A 17,883-nucleotide genomic window follows, 5' to 3' on the forward strand; every position below is an offset into this window, starting at 1 on the left:
CCCTATTGTGAACCGCGGCTGTCCGCGCCGTCGCCGGATCCGGCGTCGGTGCTGACCAGCGATACCTTGTTCAGGCCCGCGCGATTAAGCTCGCCCATCACCCGCATCACCCGGCCATAATCCAGCGCGGTGTCCGCCCGCAGGAAGATTTGCGGCGGTTCGGGCTGACCGGCATGGGCCGACGCGATTTCGGCAAAGCGATCGGGCAGGTCGGCGTCGCTGACCTGATCCTCATTGATGAACAAGCCGCCGTCCCGGTCGATCGACACCACCGTCGGCTTGGCGTCCTGATCCAGCCCCTTGGCGCGGGTTTCGGGCAGGTTCACCGGCACGCCCGTCACCAGCAGCGGGGCCGTGACCATGAAGATGATCAGCAGCACCAGCATGACGTCGACCAGCGGCGTCACGTTGATGTCGGCCATGGGCGCGCGCCCGCGCCCGCGCCGGCCGGAGGGAGGACCGGACATCGCCATCAGCGCGCTCCCGCTTTTGCCGCCATGCGCAAGCTCATCGCTGCGCCTCCAGTTCACGGCTCAGCGTCGAATAGAAACCATCGGCAAAGCGCGTCAGGCCCGATTCCAGACGGTTGATGCCATGCGAAAAGCGGTTGTAGGCGATGACCGCCGGGATCGCCGCGAACAGGCCGATGGCGGTGGCGAACAGAGCTTCGGCGATGCCCGGCGCAACCACGGCGAGCGAACTATTCTGCTCCGCCGCGATCGACGTAAAGGCGCGCATGATGCCCCACACCGTGCCGAACAGGCCGACGAAGGGGGCGACAGACCCGATTGTCGCCAATATGTTCAGCCGATCGGACAGGCGATCAATCTCGGCCGCGATCGCGCTCGACATGGCGGTGGACAGGCGATCGCGCGTACCGTCGCGGTCGATCACTCGCTGCGCGGTGGAGCGGCGCCATTCGGTGACGCCGGCCGCCATGACCTTTGCGGCGGGGAATTCCACCTTGCCGCGCGATTCATAGAAGCGGTCAATATCCTCCGCCTTCCAGAAATCCGCTTCGAACTTGCGGCTTTCCTTGCTCGCCTTGCGCAGCGTAACGCTGAAGCCGATGATCATCGCCCAGGTCCAGATGCTGGCCAGCAACAGGCCGATCATCACCCCTTTGACGACGATGTCGGCCTGAAGGAACAGGGTGAGGGGAGAGATGGTCGCGGCGTCGGTCATCGCGCCGGCGGGCAGGTTGAGCGTCATGGGTGGATGTCTTCCCCTTGGAGCAGGCGATTGAAAATGTCGGTCCAGGCTTTGGGCTGCCGCTGGGGGCGGCCCTGCGCCGTCAGCCAGGCGACGGTGACGGTGGCGTTGGTCAATTCTTCCTCGCCGCGCATGACTGACTGATGAATGACGCAGCTGGCCGCGCGCACATCGGCAACGCGGCTGACCACCAGCAGATCATCGTCCAGTCGCGCCGGGCGGCGATAGCGGATATTGAGGTCGGTCACGGCATAGACGCCCGCGCCGCCTTCATGGTTTGCGCGCTGATCGATGCCGGCGATGCGCAGCATGTCGGATCGGGCGCGCTCCATATAGCGTAGATAGTTGGCGTGATAGACCAGCCCCGACAGGTCGGTATCCTCAAAATAGATGCGCAGCGGAAAATGATGCGCGGCGGCGGCGAAGCGTCCGGTCGCCGGCGCTGGCATCAAATCGGGAACAGGCATGGCGGGCTTTTAACCATGGCCGCCGCGCCGCGCAAAGCCGGAAATGCGGGGGCGGTGCGCAATATGTCCTGCCTGCCGCCTCAACTTGTCGTTCGGGCGATATTCCGGCGCGTCGCCACTGGCCGTCGGCAGGAGCGCCGGTTATGGGGGAGGCGATGATTCAAGAGGGAGAGTTTGAAGCATGACGGATATTCGCACGGTGGGCGTGATTGGCGCGGGGCAGATGGGCGCGGGGATCGCCCAGGTCGCGGCGCAGGCTGGCTTTGACGTCATTCTTTCGGACATCGACCAGGCCCGCGCCGAAAAGGGCGTCGCCGGCATCGCCAAGCTGCTCGCCCGCGCGGTGGAAAAGGAAAAGATCAGCGCCGCCGAAGCCGACGCCACGCTCGCCCGCATTACCCCTGTGGGCGACATCGCGCCGCTCGCCGGTGCGCAGTTGGTGATTGAGGCGGCGACCGAGCGCGAAGAGATCAAGCGCGCCATCTTCGCCAATGTCGGCGCGGTTCTGGCGGCGGACGCGATCCTGGCGACCAACACTTCCTCCATTCCCATCACCCGTCTGGCGCAGGCAGCGCCGGATGCCGGTCGTTTTGTGGGCGTCCATTTCTTCAATCCGGTCCCGGTCATGGCGCTGGTGGAGGTCATTCGCGGCCTTGCCACCAGCCCGGAAACGGTCGCCACGGTCGAAGCCTTCGCCAGCAAGCTGGGCAAGACCACCGTCCATGCCTTCGACGCGCCGGGCTTTGTGGTGAACCGCATCCTGCTGCCGATGCTCAACGAGGCGGTGTTTGTGCTGGGCGAGGGCGTGGGCAGCGTTACGGACATCGATCAGGGCTGCAAGCTGGGCCTCAACCACCCGATGGGACCGCTGACCCTGCTCGATTTTGTCGGGCTCGATACCGCGCTGGAAATCCTCAACATCTTCCTCAGCACCACTGGCGATCCCAAATATCGCCCTGCGCCGCTGCTGGTCAAATATGTCGAGGCGGGCTGGTATGGCCGCAAGACCGGCCGGGGCTTCTATGACTATAGCGGGCCGGAACCCGTGCCCACGCGCTGATCCGGTCGCGTTCCGCTTCCCTGCCCCGTGGTTTGGGCGGGGAAGATGGTCCGATCGCGTCGAAACGGCTTGATCGAAGCCCAACCCAACGACTACGGCGTCAGGCGTAAGGATCTGGCCCGAACCACCTGTCGCATCCTCCGTGGATCGGGCGTGTGGAACGGGGCCGATCCACGTCGGGCCGGATGCCGGCGGATGGAAAGACGATAGAGTGATGGACCAGAACGCATGACCGAAATAAGCGCCCTGAAAGCCGGCCTGATCGCCGACATCGACGCCGCCGACACGCCGGCCGCGCTGGAAGCGCTCCGCGTGGGCGCCATGGGCAAGAGCGGGGTCGTCACCGGCCTGCTCAAGACGCTGGGCGCCATGTCGCCCGACGAGCGGCTGGAAAAAGGCCCGCCGATCCAGGATTTGCGCGAAAGCGTGACCGTAGCGCTGGCCGACCGGAAGGCCGCGCTGGAACAGGCGGCGCTAGACGCAAAGCTGGCGTCGGAAAAGGTCGACATGACTTTGCCCGCCGATCCGGGTGCGCAGGGCAGCGTCCATGCCGTGTCTCAGGTGATGGACGAACTGGCCGAAATCTTCGCGGACCTGGGCTTTTCGGTCGCCACCGGGCCGGAGATCGAGGACGACTGGCATAATTTCACCGCGCTCAACATTCCCGAAACCCATCCGGCGCGCGCGATGCACGACACCTTCTATTTCCCCGATGAAGAGGGACAGAAGAAGATGCTGCTGCGCACCCACACATCGCCGGTGCAGATTCGTACGATGATGACGCAGGAGCCGCCGATCCGCATCATTGCGCCCGGCCGCGTTTATCGCAGCGATTCCGATGCGACCCACACGCCGATGTTCCACCAGATTGAAGGGCTGGTGATCGACAAGGGCATCACCCTTGGCCATCTCAAATGGACGCTGGAAACCTTCCTCAAGGCTTTTTTCGAGCGCGAGGACATCGTCCTGCGCCTGCGCCCCAGCTACTTCCCCTTCACTGAACCCTCGGTTGAAGTGGACGTCGGCTACACGCTGACCAATGGCCAGCGCGTGATCGGCGGCGACGGCGACGCACCGGGCGGCGGCTGGCTGGAAGTGCTGGGCAGCGGCATGGTCAACCGCCGCGTGATCGAGGCGTGCGGCCTTGACCCCGACGAATGGCAGGGCTTCGCCTTTGGCACCGGCGTCGATCGCCTCGCCATGCTCAAATATGGGATGAATGATTTGCGCGCCTTCTTCGACGGCGATCTGCGCTGGCTGAAACATTATGGATTCTCGGCGCTCGATGTGCCCACGCTGAGCGGAGGAGTCGGCGCATGAAGTTCACTCTCAGCTGGCTCAAGACGCATCTCGACACCGATGCCGACCTTGCGACGATCCTGAAAACGCTGAACGCCATCGGGCTGGAGGTCGAGGATGTCGAAAACCCGGCCGAAAAGCTGGGCGCGTTCAGGATCGCCAGGGTGCTGACCGCCGATCGCCATCCGCAGGCGGACAAGTTGCAGGTGCTGACCGTCGATCATGGCGATGGAAACCCGCTTCAGGTCGTGTGCGGCGCCCCCAATGCGCGCGCTGGCCTGATCGGCGTGTTCGGCACGGAAGGCGCGGTGGTGCCGGTCAATGGCATGGTGCTGAAGAAAACCGCGATCCGTGGCGTCGAATCCAACGGCATGATGTGCAGCTTCCGCGAACTGGAGCTGGGCGAGGATCATGACGGGATCATAGAACTGGCCCAGGACGCGCCGGTCGGGCAGGTCTATGCCGATTATGCCGGCCTCAACGATCCGGTCATCGATGTGTCGATCACGCCCAACCGGCAGGACTGCATGGGCGTGCGCGGCATCGCGCGCGATCTCGCCGCCGCTGGCCTGGGCACGCTCAACGCCATCATCGCGCCCAAGATCGAGGGCGTCGGTCCCGGCCCGGATGTGCGCACGGACGATGCGGATGGCTGTCCCGCCTTCTTCGCGCGCACCGTGCGCGGCGTCACCAACGGCACGTCGCCCGAATGGATGGCCCGCCGGCTGAAGGCGATCGGGCAAAAGCCGATCAGCGCTCTGGTGGACATCACCAACTATATCATGTTCGACCTTGGCCGACCGCTGCACGTCTATGACATGGCGACGCTGAAGGGTGGCCTCGTCGCTCGCAAGGGTAAGGCCGGCGAGCAGGTGCTGGCGCTGAACGGCAAGACCTACACCGTCGATGAGACGATGACCGTCATCGCCGATGACGAAGCCGTGCACGATATTGGCGGCATCATGGGCGGCGAACATTCGGGCGCGCAGGATGGCACGACCGACGTGCTGATCGAATGCGCCTATTTCACGCCGGAACGTATTGCCGTGACGGGCCAGAAGCTGACCCTGACGTCGGACGCGCGTGGCCGGTTCGAACGCGGCGTCGATCCCGCTTTCCTGGACGATGGCCTGTCGATCGCCACCAGTCTGGTCATGACCCTGTGCGGCGGCACCCCCAGCGAGGCCACCCGCGCCGGCACGCCGCCCTCCACGCCGAAGATGGTGGCCTATACCCCCGACCAGTGCCTGTCGCTGGCGGGCGTGGATGTGCCCGCTGATGAACAGCAGCGCATCCTCGAAAGTCTGGGCTTCGTCGTCAGCGCAACCGGCGGCGGCGTTGAATATCAGGACGGCATGCCCGTCTCTGTCCCCGCCAGCTGGACCATCACCGTGCCGAGCTGGCGCCGTGACGTCGACAGCTGGCCCGACATTGTCGAGGAAGTGGTGCGCATCGTCGGTCTCGACCATGTGCCCTCCACCCCCTTGCCGCGCGTGCCGGGCGTCGCCCGCCCGACCGCGACGCCCGAACAGCTGGTGGAGCGCCGCGTGCGCCGCACCGCTGCCGCGCGGGGGCTGGCCGAAGCGATCAACTGGTCCTTTCTGTCCGAAAAGGAAGCCGCTGCCGTGGGCGGGGGCGACTGGACGCTGGCCAATCCGATCTCGGAGGATCTGAAGGTCATGCGGCCTTCGCTGCTGCCCGGCCTGCTGTCGGCGACGAAGCGCAATGTCGATCGCAGCGCCACCAGCGTTCGTCTGTTCGAACTGGGCCGTCGCTATTTCAAGCAGGGCGAACGCGCCACCGTCGGCTTCGTGCTGGCCGGTGAAAAGATCGCCCGCAACTGGCAGAGCGGCAAGGCGCAGTTCTTCGACGCGTTCGACGCCAAGGCCGAAGTGATCGCGCTACTGGCCGCCGCCGGTGCGCCGGTCGCCAATCTCCAGAATTTCGGGGAAGCCTCCGCCGCTTATCATCCGGGGCAATCGGGCACGCTGCGCTTGGGGCCAAAGGCGGTGCTGGCCGAATATGGCGTACTGCACCCGTCGCTGGCCAAGCAGTTCGGGTTGAGCGGCACGGTCGTCGCGGGCGAAATCTTCCTCGACGCCATTCCGGGCAAGCGCAAGAGCGGCTTCATGCGCGCGCCCTATGCGCCGCCCGCGCTACAGGCGGTGAAGCGCGACTTCGCCTTCCTTGTCCCCGAAACGGTCGAGGCCGACGCGCTGGTCCGCGCGGTCAAGGGCGCGGACAAGAAGGCGATCGTCGACGCCCGCCTGTTCGACGTCTTCGTCGGGCAGGGCGTGGAGGAAGGCCATAAGTCGCTGGCGATCGAAGTGACGCTCCAGCCGGGCGACAAGAGCTTCAGTCAGGACGAGCTGGAGGCGATCAGCGCCGCCGTGGTCAAGGGCGCGCAGAAGCTGGGCGCGTCGCTGCGCGGCTGATCCGCCTTCGATGAACATGAAAAAGGGCGCGGTGCATCAACACCGCGCCCTTTTTCGTATCTTCCGCCCGTTCGGAACGAACGGCATACAGATTACAAATCCACGCCCGCCGCAATCGCTTCCAGCTTGCGGATGCGTTCCTTGAGGTCGGCGACCTCGATCCGCGCGGCGGCGCTGGGCGGCGGCGCGCTGTCGCTCTGGCCATAACGCACCAGTTCGGCGCGCTTGAGTTCCAGCCAGCCATTCCAGCCGCGCAGTGTGGCGACCGCGATGATGGCCAGACCGGCCAGGCTGGTCGCCGCCAAGGTCATGTAAAGATAGGGGTCTTGCATCAGAGCCTCCCTGTCGGGCGAAACCGGATCAATCGCGGTCCCGCAGCTTTTCAAATTCCCGCTCCAGCGCGGTGGAGCCGTCCGTCGCCAGCCGTTCCAGCACAGCCACGCGATCCTTGAGCGCCTTCACCTCGGCGCGGAGGCGTTCGGCCTCCGGGTCCGGGCCGCGCTGGATGAAGTCTTCGCCCTTGCCCCGGCGCACGACGCCATATTTGGCGCGCACCACGCTGGCGATGGCGGTGATCGCGACGATGGCGACGACCATTTCAAACGGGTTCATAATCTCTCACTCCCTGATGGCGCGCTGGCCGGCCCTGATTTTCCCGAAAGGGTGTCAGTTGGCGGGGCTGCGCAGCCGTTCGATTTCGCGATTGAGCTGATGGCTTTCGTCGGTGACGATGCGTTCGACCACGGCCAGCCGATCCTTCATCGATCCGATTTCGGCGCGCAGCTGGGCATTTTCCTGGCTCAGCAGCTTGATGCGCTCGACCATTTCCTCATTCTTCTGCGGATAGACCGCCTTCCCCCAGCTATTTTCCAGCGGATAGCCATTCTTGATCCGCAACCAGGTGGTGAAAATCCAGCCGCCGATTGCCAGCATGCCCAGTCCTGCCGCGACCGGCGCAAAGGCTTCAAATGGAAACATCATCTCTACTCCCTTGCTCGGCCGCGCATCAGCGCAGTTCCTCGATGGCGCGCGCAGTGCGGGCGGCGGGATCGGTGGCGATCCTCTCCAGCACGGCGATGCGCTCCTCCAGGCGGCTGATACGGCCCGTCAGCTTTTCGTTTTCGCTTGATAAGAGGTCGATTTTTCGACCGGCGTCGGCGTCGGTTCGATGAGCGACGCCCGACCATTCATTTTCCACCGGATAGCCATGGCGGGCGCGAATCCATGTGGTGAACATCCAGCCCAGCGTCGACATGGCGATGATGGCGAGGACGAAGGTGGGACCAGCGAAATGCATGATTGTCTCTCCCTGTTATCTGCCCCGGATCGCGGCTTAGCGCAGGCTGTCAATCTCGTCGGCCAGGCGCGTGTTGCGGCTGGTATAGTAGATTTCGATGTCGGCCAGCCGGCGATCAATGTCGCGGAACTTGGAGCGGACGTCGCGGGTGGAGCGGGTCGGGTTGGTGCGCACGCCCTGCCAGAATTTCTGGTCGTCGCGGTCGGCATAGAGGCCCGACGGCTTGTTGTCCGCGAAATAGACGGCGGCGAAATAGGCGACCAGCGTCCAGGGGAATGCGCCCATCAGGGTGATCAGCACCGCGGCGACCCGCACCCAGACCACGTCGATCCCGGTATAGTCGGCGATGCCGGCGCATACGCCCATCCATTTGCCATTCTGCTTGTCGAGGTAGAATTTGGTGCGGCGGGCGGTCATGTCAGTTCCTCCGGTCAAAGCTATAGTCGTCCGGCTCCTGGGCCGGGCGCTGCGGGCGGAAATCGGGGTTGTCGGCGGCGACGATCCGTTCGACCGTCTGGAGCCGTTCTTCGAGGCGACGGGCGAGAAGATGGAGTTCGTCCAGCAGCTTCTCATCCTCGTCGGTGATCTTGGGCGCCTGCTTCCACTTGGTGACATAGTGGAAGATCAGCCAGGGCATGCCGATGAACAGCATGCCGCAGACCATGATCGGCAGAAAGACGTCTTCCATGGCGTCAGACTCCCTTATTCATGCTGGCCTTCAGAGCGGCGAGTTCGGCGTCCACCTTGTCTGCGGACTTCAGCTCGGCAATCTCTTCCTCCAGCGTCTTGGGCTGGCTGCCCAGGCTCATCGCATCGGCGCGACCTTCGGCCATGTCCACGCGGCGTTCCAGCATGTCGAAACGGGCAAAGGCGTCATTGACCTTCTCGCCGGCATAGGCTTCGCGCACCCGCAGGCGGTTTTCGGCGCTCTGCATCCGCGTGGCCAGGCTGTTCTGGCGGGTGCGCGCCTCGCGCAGCTTGCCTTGCAGCTTGGCGATGTCTTCTTCCGACGCGCGCAGCGCATCGTCCAGCGTCTCGATCTCATGATTGAGATGCTCGGCCATGTCGGCCGCCTTCTGCCGTTCGACCAGAGCCGCCTTGGCCAGGTCTTCGCGATCCTTGCTCAGCGCCAGCTGCGCCTTTTCGGTCCAGCTGTCCTGCAATGCGGTCAGCTTGGCGATGTGGCGGCGCATTTCCTTCTGGTCGGCGATGGTGCGGGCGGCCGACGCGCGGACCTCCACCAGCGTTTCCTCCATTTCGAGGATGATCATGCGGATCATCTTCGCGGGGTCTTCCGCCTTGTCGAGCAGGTCGGTCACATTGGCGGCGATGATGTCGCGGGTGCGGGAGAAAATACCCATTTTAACGTCACTCCTGGTCGTATCTTGTTTCAGGTGCCGGGGCGGGCGAGAGGGGGCTTCCCGCCCCGGCCGGGGGCATGCGATCCTTACGCAAGATAGCGCAAGGTCGCGGGGCTGTCCTGCGTCGCGAGGATCGGGGCTTCGCTGGCGCGGGCCGGGCCGACCGCCGAAAGGATCATGGTCGATCCGAACAGGACGGCGACGATGGCGACCGACATCAGCTGGCCGATTTCGCGAACGCTGTGGGTGGTCTTTTCCATATTATGCACTCCCTGAACCTTGGCCTTCATGTGGGTTCCGCATGTCGTTGCGGATTGCCTTTAGCTTTGCAGAAGGCGTGCCAGTTTGAAGAAAGGGCGGATTTCCGCCCTTTTCCGTTCATTGAGATGCATCATGCCAATATCCTGCTTGCCAAGAGGTGGGAAATTTCACCATAAGTTGGCGCATGGAGAAAAATACGCAGTTCGTTGGCCAGAGCTTCGCTTTTCTCGACGCAGTCGAGCAGGCGGGGCGCGCGGCCGAACTCAACCGCCCGATCCTAGTGATCGGCGAACGCGGCACCGGCAAGGAACTGGTTGCCGAGCGTCTCCACCGCCTGTCGCCGCGTTGGGGCGAACCGCTGATCGTCATGAACTGCGCCGCGCTGCCTGAAACCTTGATCGAGGCGGAGCTGTTCGGCCATGAACAGGGCGCCTTCACCGGCGCGACCAAGGCGCGGCCGGGCCGGTTCGAGGAGGCCGACGGCGGCACGCTGTTTCTGGACGAACTTGGCACGCTGTCGATGGCGGCGCAGGAACGGCTGCTGCGCGTGATCGAATATGGGGAGGTGACGCGGATCGGCGCATCGCGGCCGGTGACGGTGGATGTGCGCATCGTCGCGGCGACCAATGAGGATCTGCCCGCTGCGGCGGAGGCGGGGCGGTTTCGACCCGATCTGCTCGATCGATTGAGTTTCGAGGTCATCACCTTGCCGCCGCTGCGCGCGCGCGAAGGGGATGTGGCGGTGCTGGCCGATCATTTCGGGCGGCGCATGGCGGCCGAACTCAACTGGCCGCAATGGCCCGGCTTCGCCGCCGCGACGCAGGCGGAACTGGAAGGCTATGGCTGGCCGGGCAATGTGCGTGAACTGCGCAATGTGGTGGAGCGCGCCGTGTATCGCTGGGATGAACCGGCGCGGCCGATCAGCCGCCTCACCTTCGACCCCTTCGCCTCGCCATGGAAGCCGCGGCCGATGATGCCCAGGGCGGACACCGCGCCGTGCGATGCGCCGGTTGCCGCCGCTGCTGCGCCGTCAGCGGCTCATGCCGACGTCAGCGACCTGCGCGCCGCGGTGGACGCGCATGAGGCGGCGATTATCCGCGCCGCTCTCGACCGGTTCCGCTACAACCAGCGCGCCACCGCCAAGGGGCTGGGCCTCACCTACGACCAGTTGCGCCACTGCATGAAGAAGCACGGGCTGAGCGCGGGTTAGGCGGTTCGCACACTTGCTGGCGACCCGCATGGCGGCGTGATCTGGTGATGGTCTGTCCTACAGGATCGACCTTTCCCATAGTGTGGCCGGTTCTTTCGATTGTCGGTAAAAGATGCGCGGCACATCACGCCATGCTGGCATGGCAAAAGCGACATAAGGCGACAATTCCACATGCATTTTGCGGTGCTTTTGTCGCTTTATCGCCAGATTCCAGGCGATCGGGATGCGGCCAGAATATTGGGAGGCATCGAGCCTGTCAGGCTTTGCGCATGATCCCTTCGCCGTGAGTCTGCCAAATCCTGCACAGCGAGGGATCGCTGCAAGCGGAAGGGCGGGTTCTAAGTGTTTAGTCCCGGCATTTGATGGGGCGGATTCAGTATGAACGGATTATGCTCTAGGCCCGCGCGCCCAGCAGCGCCCCGCCAAAGCCGATGAACAGCAGGCCGGTGCCGCGATTGAACAGCCTCTGCCGGTTGGTCGGCGCCAGCCAGCGGGCCAGCCGTGCGCCGCCCAGCGCATAGACGCCATACCAGAAGCTCTCGATCACCACGAAGCTAGCGATCAGGATCGACAGTTGCAGCCAGAAGGGGCGCTCCAGATCGATGAACTGGGGGAAAAGGGCGGCGGCAAAGATGATCAGCTTGGGATTGGCCAGGCCGGTCAGCAGGCCGGCGCCATAAAGGGCGCGGGCGGACCGGGCGTTGGTCGCGCTCGCCGCGTCACCGCCCACCGGCGCCCGCCACGCCTTGATCCCCAGCCAGAGCAAATAGGCGACGCCGGCATAGCGCAGCACGTCGAACAGGCGCGGCGACGCTTTCAGCAGCGCCCCCAGCCCCAGTGCGGAGGCAATCAGGCACAGCAGCACCGCGCTCATCAGTCCCGCCATCGTGCTCAGCGCCTTGCGCGGGCCATGGGCGATGCTCTGCGTCATCACATGCAGCATGTTCGGCCCCGGCGTGGCCGAAATCAGGAAAACCGCCGTGACGTAAATCCACCAGAGATGCAGCGACATGGGATTGGCCCCTCAAGTCGCAGGCTCACAAAGACATTCCGTTCGCCCTGAGCCTGTCGAAGGGCTGCTCTTCTCTTCAAGAAAGTGCAGGGCTTCGACAAGCTCAGCCCGAACGGGATCGAAATGGCAGAAAAACAAAAAGGGCGCCGAAGGCATCTGCCCCGGCGCCCCTTTGACGATCTTGCGATCGATCAGCGTCAGGCTGCGGGCAGCGCAGCCTTCGCCTGGGCGATGATGGCGCTGAACGCTTCGCCTTCGTGCATCGCAATGTCGGCCAGAACCTTGCGGTCCAGTTCGACACCGGCCAGCTTCAGGCCATGCATGAACTGCGAATAGGTCAGGCCTTCAGCGCGGACACCCGCGTTGATGCGCTGAATCCACAGGCCGCGGAAGGTGCGCTTCTTAACCTTACGGTCGCGATACGCATATTGACCGGCCTTTTCGACAGCCTGACGGGCGACACGGATCGTATTCTTGCGACGGCCATAATAGCCCTTCGCCTGATCCAGAATCCGCTTATGCTTCGCCTTCGTGGTTACACCACGCTTGACACGTGCCATGGGTCAGGCCTCCTTACTTCAGGCCGTACGGCGCCCACAGGCGCACGTGACCGGCATCCGAATCCGACAGCACGCTGGTGCCGCGGTTCTGGCGAATATATTTGGCGTTATGGCTGATCAGGCGGTGACGCTTGCCAGCGACGCCGTGCTTGACCTTGCCGGTAGCGGTGAACTTGAAGCGCTTCTTCACACCGCTCTTGGTCTTCATCTTGGGCATTTTCGTCTCCTTGTTCAGCGCGACGATTACAGACAGCCACGGCAGCCCTAGTTAGCCGGGCGGTCTTACCGAATATCGCGAAGGGCGGCCCTTAGTGGGCTGCGCCGCAAAAGGCAAGCGATTCGGCGCGATAAACGCCTCTTCTGACCGGGCGCGCGCCATTCTATCCTGCCTTGTCCACGACTCGGGGATCAGGAAGAAGATCAATGAGCGATACAGTATCCAGCATGCCGGGCGTCACCCCGCATCTCACCATCGGCGATGGCAAGGCCGCCGACGCCATCGATTTTTACAAGGCCGCATTCGGCGCGACCGAACAAAGCCGCCATCTGGAGGAAGACGGCGCCCGCATCATGCACGCGCACCTCACCATCCATGGCGGCGCGTTGATGCTGAACGACCATTTCCCCGAAATGTGCGGCGGCGCGCCGGCGGCGGTCCCCGCAGCGGTCACGCTGCATCTGGAAACAGACGACGCCGATGCGGCGTGGAGCAGGGCGCTGGAGGCAGGCGCGACCATCCGCTTCCCGCTCGACAATCAATTCTGGGGTCAGCGTTACGGCCAGCTGACCGACCCCTTCGGCCATGTCTGGTCGATCGGCGGGCCGATGACGGGCTAATATGATCATTCAGCAAGGCGTGTCTGCGAAGGGGTGCGCCACGATCTGAAATGTGTCTTGAAACACAATATAGCCCGGGCGCTTGGTGCGAAGCATCGTGACGGACAGGCCGTAATTTTCCAGAATGCGCTGATATTCTCGGATTTGTTCAATCTGTTCGACAGCGGTGTCGCGAAACCAGCTTAGGGCGAGTGCTTTCGCATGAGGCTTTGAAGAAATGGAGAAGCGGTTTGGAACGGGCAAGTGCGTCTTGAACCAGGCGTACAAACCTTCCAGATATTCCAAGTCTTCGGAACCCATTCTGCCGCTCGCCATCAACGCTTCGCCAGCCTGAAATAGCCCCTGGCGACGGCCAGAGTCTTCATCCAATGCACCAATTACGAACCGGATGAACATTGGCTACCGCCTATTGATGACCTGATGGACGCCTCAATGGTGATGATCATGCCCATGATCATGCCCCGCGCCGTGAATCGCCTCCAGCACATCTTCCAGTCGTGCGGGATCGCCCAGCGCAAGGACATGGCCTTCGCTGTCGGCCGTCAGCGGCTCGCCATTCCAGTCGCACATCAGGCCGCCCGCGCCTTCCACCACCGGCACCAGCGCGGCGAAATCATAGCTTTGCAGGCCCGATTCGATGACGATGTCGAGGAAGCCGGACGAGAGCAGCCCATAATTATAGCAGTCCCCGCCATAGACCGGCCCCTGTCGCGGGGCGCCGCCGGAGACGGCGGCAACCAGCGCCATATAATGGGATACGTCGCCTTCCGCGAAGAGATGCGGGCTGGTGGTGGCGATGCCGGCGCCCTCCAGCGCGCGGCACGCCCGCGTGCGCACCGGCTTGCCGTTGAAGGTCGTCGGCTGTCCGCTCATCCCGGCCCAGCGTTCCTGCGCGATCGGCTGGTCGATGATGCCGATCGTCGGCCACCCGCCCTGCGTCAGCGCGATCAGCGTGCCGAAGATCGGCCGCCCGGCGATGAAACTGCGCGTCCCGTCGATCGGGTCGAGAATCCATACCCGTTCGGCATCGGTCCGCACCGATCCATATTCCTCGCCGATGATGCCGTCATCGGGCCGCTCCTTTTCCAATATGGCGCGGATCGCGGCTTCGGCGGCACGATCGGCCTCCGTCACTGGCGACTTGTCCGCCTTGATCTCCAGATCGTAGCGCGCACGAAAAAAGGGGCGGATGGCGGCGCCAGCGGCGTCGGCAAGGCGGTTGGCAAGGGCCAGATCGTCGCGGGTCGTCATGCCCTTCGCCTAGCCGGTCGGCGCGCACTAGGCTAGACTGGCGTACCCGATTCCAACAAGGGAGAGGAAAGATGCCCGGTTCGCCTGTCATCCCATGTCTGCGCTATGCCGATGCGCCCGCCGCCATCGCCTTTCTGTGCGCCGCCTTCGGTTTCACCCGCCATGCCGTCTATCCAGACGACGTCGATTCCACGATCATCCATCATGCCCAGCTGATGCTGGGGGACGGCATGGTGATGCTGGGCAGCGTCAAGGATATGGAGAGCGAATCGCTCTACACCTGGTCCACCGCCCGCGACCTCAGCGGTGTCACGGCCGCCGTCTATGTCGTGGTGCCCGATCCTGATGCCCATTGCCTGCACGCCCGCAACGAAGGCGCGGTGGTGGTGGACGAACCTCATGACAATCCGGGCTATCCCGGGCGCGGCTACACCGCGCTCGATCCCGAGGGCAATGTCTGGAGCTTCGGCAGCTATGATCCTTGGGAATTTCCCGCTTAAGCCTTTGGCAACCTTGCCGTCCTAGCCTGCGGACAGAAAGGGATGGTCATGGCGCTGCTCGGCTGGATTTTAAGCTTCATCTGCATGCTTGGCGGTCTCGCACTGCGACAGGACATGCCGATCGGCGGATCGGTGACATTGTCCAACCTGTGTATCGTCTTCGCCCTGCTCGCCTGCCCGATGATCTGGCGCGACCTGCCGCTGGGCGTATCGCGCGGTCAGCGCATCGTCACCGGCCTGGCGCTGGTCGTCGCCCTGCCGATCATCTTGTTTCCCGCGCATTGACGCATTTCAGAGCGCCGGGCGCGCCAGCATCAGCCAGACGATAAGCAGGATTGCGCCGAAGGCCGGAAAGCCGAACGCGAACCACCAGCGGAACAGGCGATGATAGGTGGCAGGCAGTGGTTCGTCCGCAGCCATGGCCGCCATTGCCAGATCGCGCATCTTCGCCTGCATCCACAATACCGGCAGCCAGAAAGCGCCGATCAGCAGATAGAGGCCAATGGACGCGCCAATCCATGGCGTGGCGAGCGGCCAGCCCAGCCCCATAGCCAGCAAGGTTCCGGTGATAGGCTGCACCACCACCGCGCTGGCGGTGAAGAGCATGTCGGCGATCACCACAATGCGGGCGGTATGGGCGATGACGCGCACATCGCCGCTCCGATGCGCCATCAGCATGAAGAAGGCGATGCCGGCCCCGGTGCCGATCAGAGTGCAGGCTCCCAGCACATGCGTCCAGCGCAGCAGCAGCAAGACGAAATCGCTCATCGTTCCTCCAGCAAGGCATGAGCGACCAGCGCCAACATCAGCGCGGTGCCGGCCTTGGCCAGCGGGGCCAGCGGATCGATCCACATGTCCGGGCGCAGCCAGCTGCCCATCAGCAGATAGCCGATCGTCAGGCCCGCCATGCCGATTGCGGCGGAACGTGCCCACCGACGTATCAATAGGAGTGCTCCCAGCAGAATGTCGGCTAGCGCGCCGCCAATGCCCAGCCATCGCGCCGTGCCGCCTGCGACGATGGTGCCGTTCAGTTGCGCCGCCACCTTATCGATCTGCATCAGGCTGGTGACGCCCGACAGCAGGAAAAGCAGCGCCAGCGCGCCGATGATGAAGGGGGTCAGCAGCACCAGTCGCGCCTGCCAGCGATCCTGCAATCCGGCCGGATGACGGGAAAGTATCTGGTTCAACGTCAATAGCGGCCGGCCAAGCAATTGCTCGCCGCCTGTGGCGTCGCCACGCACATTGCGTGCGATCATCGCCATTGCCGTGCTGCGGAGTGGCGATCGCCAGCCCAGATGACCGAGCAGGTCGGCTATGGCGCTGATGGGAGCGGCGATTTCTGCTGGCAGGGCAATCAATGGTGCCGGCGTGATGCCCAGCCAACGCCGGTGCGCGATGATCAGGTCGCCCAGCGTCGCCGCCTCCCGTTCGACCAGGTCAGTATCAACGCCCTTGGGGGCATCGGCGGACAGGCACTGCAAGACCGCGTCTGCCACATCTTCCAGCGCGACACTCTGTATCCGACTATTGGCGCGCACCGCGAATAGCCGGAGCGGCATGGCCGCCAGCGCACGCAGCAGCAATGTGCCGCCATAGGCGTTACGGCCGATGACCAGGCCGGGGCGCAGGATCGCCCAATGCAGCGTAGATCCGCGCAGTCGGTCGTCGGCCAATGCCTTGGTGGACAGGAAGGCGCTGGGATCAGCCGTCAGCGCGCCGGGCGCGGAAATCTGGACGAAGCGGGCGATGCCCCGCGTCTCGCATGCTGCGATCAGCGCGCGGATGCTGTCGCCCTGGATAGCATCCAGCCTGTCTCCGCCTCCGCTCTGGAGCGCGCCGCTGGCATTGACCACGGCGTCGATGCCTTGCAGCGCTTCCGCCCAGTCTGCGGGGCGCGTCATGTGGTTCAGATCGGCAAAATGCCAGCGGAGATCCGGGAAAATCCGCAGCGCAGCCCGCCTGGATCGGCCCACGCCTCGCACCTCATGGCCGGCAGCCATCAATGCGCGCGCAACGCCGCTGCCGATGAAGCCATAGGCTCCGATCAGCAGCACGCGCATATGCGGATCAATCAAACAGGCTGGAAACGGAGCTTTCGTCTGCGATGCGCTTGATCGCTTCGCCCAGCAGGGGAGCGATGGGCAGATGGCGGATGCGCTGGGCGCCGTTCACCGCATCGGTGCCCTGGATGGAGTCGGTAATGACCAGTTCCAGCAGTTCCGATGCCTCGACGCGCGCCACCGCGCCGCCCGACAGCACGCCATGGCTGACATAGGCGATGACTTCCTCGGCGCCGGCGGCCTTCAGCGCGCTGGCGGCGTTGCACAGCGTGCCCGCCGAATCGACAATGTCGTCGATCAGGATGCAGAAACGGCCTTTCACGTCGCCGATGATGTTCATCACCTCGGATTCGCCGGCGCGCTCACGGCGCTTGTCGACGATGGCGAGCGGGGCGTTATCGAGCCGCTTGGCGAGCGCACGCGCTCGGACCACGCCGCCCACGTCGGGCGACACGACCATGATGTTGCGATCGCCGAAGCGGGCCTGAATGTCGGCCGACATCACCGGGGCGCCGAACAGATTGTCGGTCGGAATGTCGAAAAAGCCCTGAATCTGACCGGCGTGCAGGTCGACCGAAAGGACGCGGTCGGCGCCTGCCGTGGTGATCAGGTTGGCGACCAGCTTGGCGCTGATCGGCGTGCGCGGGCCGGGCTTCCGGTCCTGGCGGGCATAGCCGAAATAGGGGACGACCGCCGTGATTCGCTTGGCCGACGCGCGCTTCAGCGCATCGATCATGATCAGCAATTCCATGAGGTTGTCGTTGGTCGGATAGGCCGTCGACTGGATCACGAACACGTCCTCGCCACGGACATTCTCATGAATTTCAACGAAAACTTCTTCGTCGGCGAAACGACGGACGCTAGCGTCTGTCAGGGGGATTTCAATATAGTCGGCGATGGCGGCCGCAAGCGGCTTGTTGGAATTGCCGGTCATGAGTTTCATGATGAAAACCCCTGTGACAGATGGATGACGATGCGCGAAGCGCGGCCCCTTTAGCGGCGCATGGCGCATGTGGAAAGGCGCTTTTGCGCCCTGCGACAAAATGCTCTACGGCGCGCGC

At 64.1% G+C, this 17,883-nt stretch carries 26 protein-coding genes; 7 read left to right on the plus strand and 19 right to left on the minus strand.

Features of this window, described 5'->3' with window-relative positions:
- Positions 1 to 2: 2 nt before the first annotated feature.
- The 3 genes from tolR to ACFOKF_RS01765 are packed head-to-tail and all read right to left on the minus strand — an operon-like array spanning position 3 to position 1,679.
- On the minus strand, positions 3 to 473 hold the full coding sequence (tolR, locus tag ACFOKF_RS01755) for a protein TolR (RefSeq protein ID WP_380792582.1): 471 nt from the start codon (positions 471 to 473) through the stop codon (positions 3 to 5).
- Positions 474 to 507: 34 nt separating this feature from the next.
- The gene (gene tolQ, locus ACFOKF_RS01760; protein ID WP_380792585.1) at positions 508 to 1,212 is read right to left on the minus strand and encodes a protein TolQ; all 705 of its coding nucleotides are present in this window, start codon (positions 1,210 to 1,212) and stop codon (positions 508 to 510) included.
- Positions 1,209 to 1,679 carry a YbgC/FadM family acyl-CoA thioesterase gene (locus tag ACFOKF_RS01765; protein WP_380792587.1) on the minus strand — a complete coding sequence of 157 codons (471 nt, stop codon included), beginning with the start codon at positions 1,677 to 1,679 and terminating at the stop codon, positions 1,209 to 1,211. Before ACFOKF_RS01765 ends, tolQ begins: the two co-directional genes overlap by 4 nt.
- Before the next feature lie 181 nt (positions 1,680 to 1,860).
- Between ACFOKF_RS01765 and ACFOKF_RS01770 the strand changes: the two genes are divergently transcribed.
- The 3 genes from ACFOKF_RS01770 to pheT all read left to right on the plus strand — a co-directional run bounded on the left by ACFOKF_RS01770 (position 1,861) and on the right by pheT (position 6,473).
- Positions 1,861 to 2,739, plus strand: a complete 879-nt coding sequence (locus ACFOKF_RS01770; protein ID WP_380792589.1) for a 3-hydroxybutyryl-CoA dehydrogenase — start codon at positions 1,861 to 1,863, stop codon at positions 2,737 to 2,739.
- A gap of 228 nt (positions 2,740 to 2,967) precedes the next feature.
- Positions 2,968 to 4,059 (plus strand): phenylalanine--tRNA ligase subunit alpha, encoded by a 1,092-nt coding sequence (gene pheS / locus ACFOKF_RS01775; RefSeq protein ID WP_380792592.1) that lies wholly within the window; start codon positions 2,968 to 2,970, stop codon positions 4,057 to 4,059.
- Entirely contained in the window at positions 4,056 to 6,473 is a 2,418-nt protein-coding gene (gene pheT, locus ACFOKF_RS01780; RefSeq protein WP_380792595.1) for a phenylalanine--tRNA ligase subunit beta, read from the plus strand. The genes pheS and pheT overlap by 4 nt, the downstream gene beginning before the upstream one ends.
- A gap of 92 nt (positions 6,474 to 6,565) precedes the next feature.
- On the opposite strand, the gene ACFOKF_RS01785 is transcribed toward pheT, so the two are convergent.
- The 8 genes from ACFOKF_RS01785 to ACFOKF_RS01820 form a co-directional block, all read right to left on the minus strand.
- The gene (locus tag ACFOKF_RS01785; RefSeq protein WP_380792598.1) at positions 6,566 to 6,805 is read right to left on the minus strand and encodes a hypothetical protein; all 240 of its coding nucleotides are present in this window, start codon (positions 6,803 to 6,805) and stop codon (positions 6,566 to 6,568) included.
- Between the two features lie 28 nt (positions 6,806 to 6,833).
- A complete protein-coding gene (locus tag ACFOKF_RS01790; protein WP_298399928.1) occupies positions 6,834 to 7,085 on the minus strand; it encodes a hypothetical protein in 252 nt (83 codons plus the stop codon).
- Between the two features lie 54 nt (positions 7,086 to 7,139).
- Positions 7,140 to 7,451, minus strand: a complete 312-nt coding sequence (locus tag ACFOKF_RS01795) for a hypothetical protein (RefSeq protein ID WP_380797610.1) — start codon at positions 7,449 to 7,451, stop codon at positions 7,140 to 7,142.
- 28 nt (positions 7,452 to 7,479) lie between these two features.
- The gene (locus tag ACFOKF_RS01800) at positions 7,480 to 7,770 is read right to left on the minus strand and encodes a hypothetical protein (protein ID WP_380792601.1); all 291 of its coding nucleotides are present in this window, start codon (positions 7,768 to 7,770) and stop codon (positions 7,480 to 7,482) included.
- Positions 7,771 to 7,806: 36 nt separating this feature from the next.
- Positions 7,807 to 8,187: an envelope stress response membrane protein PspC gene (pspC, locus tag ACFOKF_RS01805; RefSeq protein ID WP_298399925.1), complete on the minus strand. Its 381-nt coding sequence runs from the start codon at positions 8,185 to 8,187 to the stop codon at positions 7,807 to 7,809.
- 1 nt (position 8,188) lies between these two features.
- The gene (pspB, locus tag ACFOKF_RS01810) at positions 8,189 to 8,458 is read right to left on the minus strand and encodes an envelope stress response membrane protein PspB (protein WP_298399924.1); all 270 of its coding nucleotides are present in this window, start codon (positions 8,456 to 8,458) and stop codon (positions 8,189 to 8,191) included.
- Positions 8,459 to 8,462: 4 nt separating this feature from the next.
- Positions 8,463 to 9,131, minus strand: a complete 669-nt coding sequence (gene pspA / locus ACFOKF_RS01815; RefSeq protein ID WP_298399923.1) for a phage shock protein PspA — start codon at positions 9,129 to 9,131, stop codon at positions 8,463 to 8,465.
- Between the two features lie 86 nt (positions 9,132 to 9,217).
- Positions 9,218 to 9,391: a hypothetical protein gene (locus ACFOKF_RS01820; protein ID WP_298399922.1), complete on the minus strand. Its 174-nt coding sequence runs from the start codon at positions 9,389 to 9,391 to the stop codon at positions 9,218 to 9,220.
- A 185-nt stretch (positions 9,392 to 9,576) separates the two neighbouring features.
- Between ACFOKF_RS01820 and pspF the strand changes: the two genes are divergently transcribed.
- Positions 9,577 to 10,602, plus strand: coding sequence for a phage shock protein operon transcriptional activator (gene pspF, locus ACFOKF_RS01825; protein WP_380792606.1), 1,026 nt, complete (start codon positions 9,577 to 9,579; stop codon positions 10,600 to 10,602).
- Positions 10,603 to 10,996: 394 nt separating this feature from the next.
- On the opposite strand, the gene ACFOKF_RS01830 is transcribed toward pspF, so the two are convergent.
- From ACFOKF_RS01830 to rpmI, 3 genes are all read right to left on the minus strand, one after another.
- The gene (locus ACFOKF_RS01830; protein WP_380792609.1) at positions 10,997 to 11,614 is read right to left on the minus strand and encodes a LysE family translocator; all 618 of its coding nucleotides are present in this window, start codon (positions 11,612 to 11,614) and stop codon (positions 10,997 to 10,999) included.
- A 197-nt stretch (positions 11,615 to 11,811) separates the two neighbouring features.
- Positions 11,812 to 12,174, minus strand: a complete 363-nt coding sequence (gene rplT, locus ACFOKF_RS01835) for a 50S ribosomal protein L20 (RefSeq protein WP_056690489.1) — start codon at positions 12,172 to 12,174, stop codon at positions 11,812 to 11,814.
- 13 nt (positions 12,175 to 12,187) lie between these two features.
- Positions 12,188 to 12,391, minus strand: a complete 204-nt coding sequence (gene rpmI / locus ACFOKF_RS01840; protein WP_009823219.1) for a 50S ribosomal protein L35 — start codon at positions 12,389 to 12,391, stop codon at positions 12,188 to 12,190.
- A 206-nt stretch (positions 12,392 to 12,597) separates the two neighbouring features.
- On the opposite strand from rpmI, the gene ACFOKF_RS01845 reads away from it, so the two are divergent.
- Entirely contained in the window at positions 12,598 to 13,011 is a 414-nt protein-coding gene (locus ACFOKF_RS01845; protein ID WP_380792613.1) for a VOC family protein, read from the plus strand.
- Positions 13,012 to 13,020: 9 nt separating this feature from the next.
- Here the strand turns inward: ACFOKF_RS01845 and ACFOKF_RS01850 are convergent, their stop codons facing one another.
- The gene (locus ACFOKF_RS01850; RefSeq protein WP_380792615.1) at positions 13,021 to 13,407 is read right to left on the minus strand and encodes a hypothetical protein; all 387 of its coding nucleotides are present in this window, start codon (positions 13,405 to 13,407) and stop codon (positions 13,021 to 13,023) included.
- Between the two features lie 33 nt (positions 13,408 to 13,440).
- Positions 13,441 to 14,262 (minus strand): inositol monophosphatase family protein, encoded by an 822-nt coding sequence (locus ACFOKF_RS01855; RefSeq protein ID WP_380792618.1) that lies wholly within the window; start codon positions 14,260 to 14,262, stop codon positions 13,441 to 13,443.
- 71 nt (positions 14,263 to 14,333) lie between these two features.
- Here ACFOKF_RS01855 and ACFOKF_RS01860 point away from each other — a divergent pair, with 71 nt between their 5' ends.
- Positions 14,334 to 14,762: a VOC family protein gene (locus ACFOKF_RS01860; protein ID WP_380792621.1), complete on the plus strand. Its 429-nt coding sequence runs from the start codon at positions 14,334 to 14,336 to the stop codon at positions 14,760 to 14,762.
- Positions 14,763 to 14,810: 48 nt separating this feature from the next.
- The gene (locus ACFOKF_RS01865) at positions 14,811 to 15,047 is read left to right on the plus strand and encodes a hypothetical protein (protein ID WP_380792624.1); all 237 of its coding nucleotides are present in this window, start codon (positions 14,811 to 14,813) and stop codon (positions 15,045 to 15,047) included.
- A gap of 6 nt (positions 15,048 to 15,053) precedes the next feature.
- On the opposite strand, the gene ACFOKF_RS01870 is transcribed toward ACFOKF_RS01865, so the two are convergent.
- Genes ACFOKF_RS01870 through ACFOKF_RS01880 form a run of 3 tightly spaced genes read right to left on the minus strand, consistent with a single transcriptional unit; the run spans position 15,054 to position 17,765 of the window.
- Entirely contained in the window at positions 15,054 to 15,530 is a 477-nt protein-coding gene (locus ACFOKF_RS01870) for a DUF2269 family protein (protein WP_380792627.1), read from the minus strand.
- On the minus strand, positions 15,527 to 16,822 hold the full coding sequence (locus tag ACFOKF_RS01875) for an SDR family oxidoreductase (protein ID WP_380792629.1): 1,296 nt from the start codon (positions 16,820 to 16,822) through the stop codon (positions 15,527 to 15,529). Before ACFOKF_RS01875 ends, ACFOKF_RS01870 begins: the two co-directional genes overlap by 4 nt.
- A 7-nt stretch (positions 16,823 to 16,829) precedes the next feature.
- On the minus strand, positions 16,830 to 17,765 hold the full coding sequence (locus ACFOKF_RS01880; protein WP_380792632.1) for a ribose-phosphate pyrophosphokinase: 936 nt from the start codon (positions 17,763 to 17,765) through the stop codon (positions 16,830 to 16,832).
- Positions 17,766 to 17,883: the final 118 nt, after the last annotated feature.

The sequence above is a fragment of the Sphingobium rhizovicinum genome, from assembly GCF_042647625.1.
GTDB classification, from domain to species: Bacteria; Pseudomonadota; Alphaproteobacteria; order Sphingomonadales; family Sphingomonadaceae; genus Sphingobium; species Sphingobium rhizovicinum.